At 60.9% G+C, this 4,260-nt stretch carries 4 protein-coding genes and 1 pseudogene; all 5 read right to left on the reverse strand.

Annotated features, from left to right (window positions below; translation table 11 throughout):
• Positions 1 to 110 (reverse strand): annotated as a pseudogene (locus CJF39_RS22265) (electron transfer flavoprotein subunit beta/FixA family protein); the annotation flags it as partial.
• 64 nt (positions 111 to 174) lie between these two features.
• Positions 175 to 1,602: a purine-cytosine permease family protein gene (locus CJF39_RS22270; RefSeq protein WP_094995329.1), complete on the reverse strand. Its 1,428-nt coding sequence runs from the start codon at positions 1,600 to 1,602 to the stop codon at positions 175 to 177.
• 128 nt (positions 1,603 to 1,730) lie between these two features.
• Positions 1,731 to 2,873: an acyl-CoA dehydrogenase family protein gene (locus CJF39_RS22275; protein WP_094995330.1), complete on the reverse strand. Its 1,143-nt coding sequence runs from the start codon at positions 2,871 to 2,873 to the stop codon at positions 1,731 to 1,733.
• Positions 2,870 to 4,030, reverse strand: coding sequence for a CaiB/BaiF CoA transferase family protein (locus CJF39_RS22280; protein WP_094995331.1), 1,161 nt, complete (start codon positions 4,028 to 4,030; stop codon positions 2,870 to 2,872). Before CJF39_RS22280 ends, CJF39_RS22275 begins: the two co-directional genes overlap by 4 nt.
• 96 nt (positions 4,031 to 4,126) lie before the next feature.
• A partial coding sequence (locus tag CJF39_RS22920; RefSeq protein WP_141232219.1) for a hypothetical protein occupies positions 4,127 to 4,260 on the reverse strand: 134 nt, incomplete at its 5' end.

Consider the following 4,260-nt stretch of genomic DNA (forward strand, 5'->3'; position numbering starts at 1 on the left):
GGGTTCATCGACATCTTGACGTTGGCGAGGTCAACGCCGGAGTTGTCCGCTTTGACGCGAACTTTAACGTTGTAATCCACAACGCGTTTGATACAAGCCAGCACCTTCATGGTTGCTCCTTTGAGGACCGGCCCGCGCAACAGGCCCGCCCTCGTCTGCGATTAAGAAAAACCGTTAAACCGGAGCCGGTTCGACCGGCAATATCAATTGAGCGGGCACTGTATGGGCGCAATTGCGCGCCACCAGGTAGTACACCAACGCGGGCAGCGTCAGGCCGATGATCCAGGAAATATCCGTGCCCCCCAGCGACTCCACCAGCGGCCCGGTGTAAAAACTGGTGGCGATAAACGGCAGCTGAATCAGCACCCCAAAGGCGTACACCAGAATACCGCGCAGGTTCCAGCGTCCGTATCGGCCATTCGGGTTAGACAGCGCCGGCACGTCATATCGCTCTTTGCTGATCAGGTAGAAATCCACCAGATTGATGGCGCTCCACGGTGTGAAAAAAGCCAGTAGGAACAGGATAAATGCCGAGAAATCCTTGAGGAACGAGTGCTGCCCGAGCAGCGCCAGCGTGGTCGCAAACCCCACCATCAGCAGGATGTAGACCAGGCGCAAGGCTTTAGAGATCTGGTGATTGCCACGGAACCCGCTGACGATGGTCGCCAGCGACATAAAACTGCCATAGGCATTGAGGGTGGTAATCGTCACCTTGCCAAACACCACACAGAAATACAGCAACGCAGCCATCGCCCCGCTCGCCCCCAGCCCCACGATGTACGACACCTCATGCCCGGCAAACTGGTCACCCGCCAACGCGGCCACAAACACGCCGAACACCATGGAGATTTGCGACCCCACCACCGACCCCAATCCCACGGCGAGAAAGGTATTGAGCGACGAGGTGGTCGACGGCAGATACCGCGAATAGTCGGCCACATACGGCCCGAACGCGATTTGCCAGGACGCCGACAACGAAATGGCCAATAAAAAGCTGCTCAGCGAAAAGTGTTTGTTGCTCAACAACAGACCGACATCGTTTTGCGAGAGCAAGGTGTAAAACAGGTAGAAAAACGCCAGCACCCCGACCACGCTGGCCACACGGCCAATCATATGAATCGTGCGGTAGCCCAGGATGGTAAGCAGCACGATCAGCGCCGCAAAGATCAGGATGCCCCACGAATCGCTCACGCCGACCAACTGCCCCACGGCCTGCCCCGCCAGCACCGAGCCGCTGGCCGAAAACCCCACGTACATCAGGCACACCAGCACAATCGGGATCACGGCTCCGTATACCCCGAACTGCACACGACTGGAGATCATTTGCGGCAACCCGAGTTTCGGGCCTTGAGCCGCATGCAACGCCATGATGGTGCCGCCCAATACTTGCCCGATCAGCAAGCCGATCAGTGACCAAAACACATCACCGCCCAAGACCACGGCCAGGGCGCCCGTGACGATGGCGGTGACTTGCAGATTCGCCCCGAACCACAGGGTGAACTGACTGAACAGCCGCCCGTGACGTTCGGATTCGGGGATGTAATCAATAGAGCGCTGTTCGACCAGCGAGGCCCGCGGTGAATCTTGATTGTGCGTGGACATAAGCAGTTCCTTGAGGCTGTCACCGAGGGTGCGCCCATTGTTTTGGGAATGACTTTTCCGATCCTTGACCTGATCTCAACGCATCCTTGCACCAGGGCAGATGCCGCTTAGCACCTGCCACACACGTGTTACGGGCGGGCGTCGAGCAGCGCCCGGGAAATGATGATTTTCTGCACCTCGGACGTGCCTTCGAAGATTCGCAAGATCCGCGCATCGCGCACGTACCGCTCCAGCGGCAAATCGCGACTGTAGCCATAGCCGCCGTGCAGTTGCAGCGCCGCGTCAGTGATGAACCCGGCACATTCCGCCGCCACCAGCTTGGCAGTGGCAGAGTCGAGGCTGAAACGCTCGCCGCTATCACGCCGGGCCGCCGCTTTCATGGTCAGCAGGCGGGCAGCTTCGAGCTGCGCATACATATCTGCCAAGCGCCATTGCGTGCCTTGATACGCCGCCAGGGGTTTTGGCCCTATTTGACGCTCGCGCACCCAGTTCAAACTGGCTTGCAACGCCGCGTTGGCAATGCCCAGCGACATGGCCGCCACTTCCACCCGCCCGCGATCCAGCACTGCCATCGCCGTGTTGAAGCCCTGACCTTCGCCCCCCAGCAACGCGGTTTGCGGCAACCAGCAATCGAGTGCCAACTCATAGATCGTGCTACCGCGCAGGCCCATGGTTTTCTCCGGGCTGGAGAAACTGATACCGTCCGTGCCTTTGGGCACCATGAACGCACTGATCCCTTTGTGCCCGGCCTCGGCATCGGTTTTCACGTAGAGCACAATAAAGTCGGCTTCCTTGGCATTGGTGATGTAGTGCTTGCTGCCGCGCACGCGCCACCCGCCTTCTTCACGCACGGCACGGCTGCGCATGTCGGCCGGGTTGGAACCGGCTGCCGGTTCGGTCAGGGCGAACGCGCCCAGCCATTCCCCACTGGCAGCCCTGGGCAACCACTCCTGCTTTTGCTGTTCAGTGCCCCCCAGCAGAATCGAATCGGTGGCCAGGAAGTGTGCCGTCATGGCTGATGCGGTAGACGCACAGGCCCCCGCAACCGCTTCCACCACGCGGCTCATCGCCAGGCTGCCGATGCCCAGGCCGCCGTACGCTTCAGGCAGATTGATCCCCATAAAGCCCAAGTCACCCAGCGCCTTGATGCTGGCCAGACAAAAGCTTTCGGTTTCATCGTAGTGCTGGGCCAAGGGCTGAATCACTTCGCGGGCGACCTGTTCAGCGCTCTCAACCACCGCCAGTTCTTCTGCATTCATCTCGAAATTCACGGGTTCACTCCTGCTTTACTCAGGCCAAAGATGGCGTTATCTGCCCCCAAACGCGGGGCTGCGGTGATGGCGTGGGGTTTGTGGCCGTTGAAGAACACCGGTTGCGGCACCCATGGGCGTGCCGCGCCCGGCGGCTGGAATTGCAACTGACGCACGCGGGCCTGTTCGCTGTCAGCGGCTTGGGCCAAGTCCCATACGGGCGAAGACGGCACGCCAGCATCCAGCAGAACGTCGCACAAGTGCTCAACGCTGTGTTGCGAGGTCCACGCCTCGATGGCGGCACGCAGTTGTGGCTCGTGCCGGGTGCGGCCAGCGTCATCCACAAAACGCGGGTCGGTTGCCAGTGCTGGCTGCCCCATGCACTGACACAGCCGCTCAAACAGCCGGTTGCTCGCCACTGCAACCACCACCAGCCCATCAGCCGCCTGATAGGTGTCGAACGGAGTGGAGACCGGATGCCGATTGCCCACCAGACCCGGCGCCACACCGTTGGCGTACAGGTTGGACAAACCGGTCATTTGCAGGCTGAACAGCACGTCAAACATGGCCACATCGATGTATTGCGCGCCCGGCGCATGGCGCTCGCGGGCAAACAAGGCCGAGCTGATGGCCCAGGCGGCGTACACCCCGGCACACAAATCACCAATGGACTCGCCGCTGCGGGTGGGGCCCGTAGCCGCAAACCCGGTGACACTCATCAGGCCCGACATGGCTTGGGCCACAATGTCGTAAGCCGGGCGGCTGGAGAGCGGGCCGTCCTGCCCGAAGCCGGAAATGCTGGCGTAAATCAGCCGCGGGTTGTGTTGCTTCAACGTGTCGAAATCAATGCCCAGACGCTGCGTCACCCCCGGCCGGAAGTTCTCCACCAGCACATCGGCATCGGCCACCAGTTCATAGAAGCGTTGACGGTCCGACGGGTCCTTGAAATCAATTTCAACGCTGCGTTTGCCGCGATTGATCAGGCCGAAATACACGCTCTCACCCGCCATAAACGGCCCCAGATGCCGGGCGTCATCGCCTTCCCCCGGCACTTCGAACTTGATGACATCGGCCCCCAGGTCCGCCAGCATCGCGGTGCAATGCGGCCCGGCCAATACACGGCTGATATCCAGCACGCGTACACCTTGCAGTTGTTGAGTAAATGGACTGCTGTTCATGTTCATCGCCTCACGTGTTCGCCGGGCAGTCGCGGCCACTGGCTGCGCCTGCCGTTGTTGTCTGCCCGCCCTTGTTCATTCAGGCGCGGGGGCGGCTTAGCCGTTAATCATCGGCAGGTTCAAACCCTGCTCGTTGGCGCAGTCAATGGCGAGGTCGTACCCCGCGTCGGCGTGGCGCATCACCCCGGTGGCCGGGTCGTTGTGCAGCACGCGGGCAATGCGTTCGGCCG

The sequence above is a fragment of the Pseudomonas lundensis genome, from assembly GCF_002269125.1.
GTDB classification, from domain to species: Bacteria; Pseudomonadota; Gammaproteobacteria; order Pseudomonadales; family Pseudomonadaceae; genus Aquipseudomonas; species Aquipseudomonas lundensis_A.

Bases quoted from the DNA above. Each gene is read 5' to 3' on its own strand.
- CJF39_RS22270 (WP_094995329.1), bottom strand. From the start codon at position 1,602: ATGTCCACGCACAATCAAGATTCACCGCGGGCCTCGCTGGTCGAACAG.
- CJF39_RS22280 (WP_094995331.1), bottom strand. From the start codon at position 4,030: ATGAACAGCAGTCCATTTACTCAACAACTGCAAGGTGTACGCGTGCTG.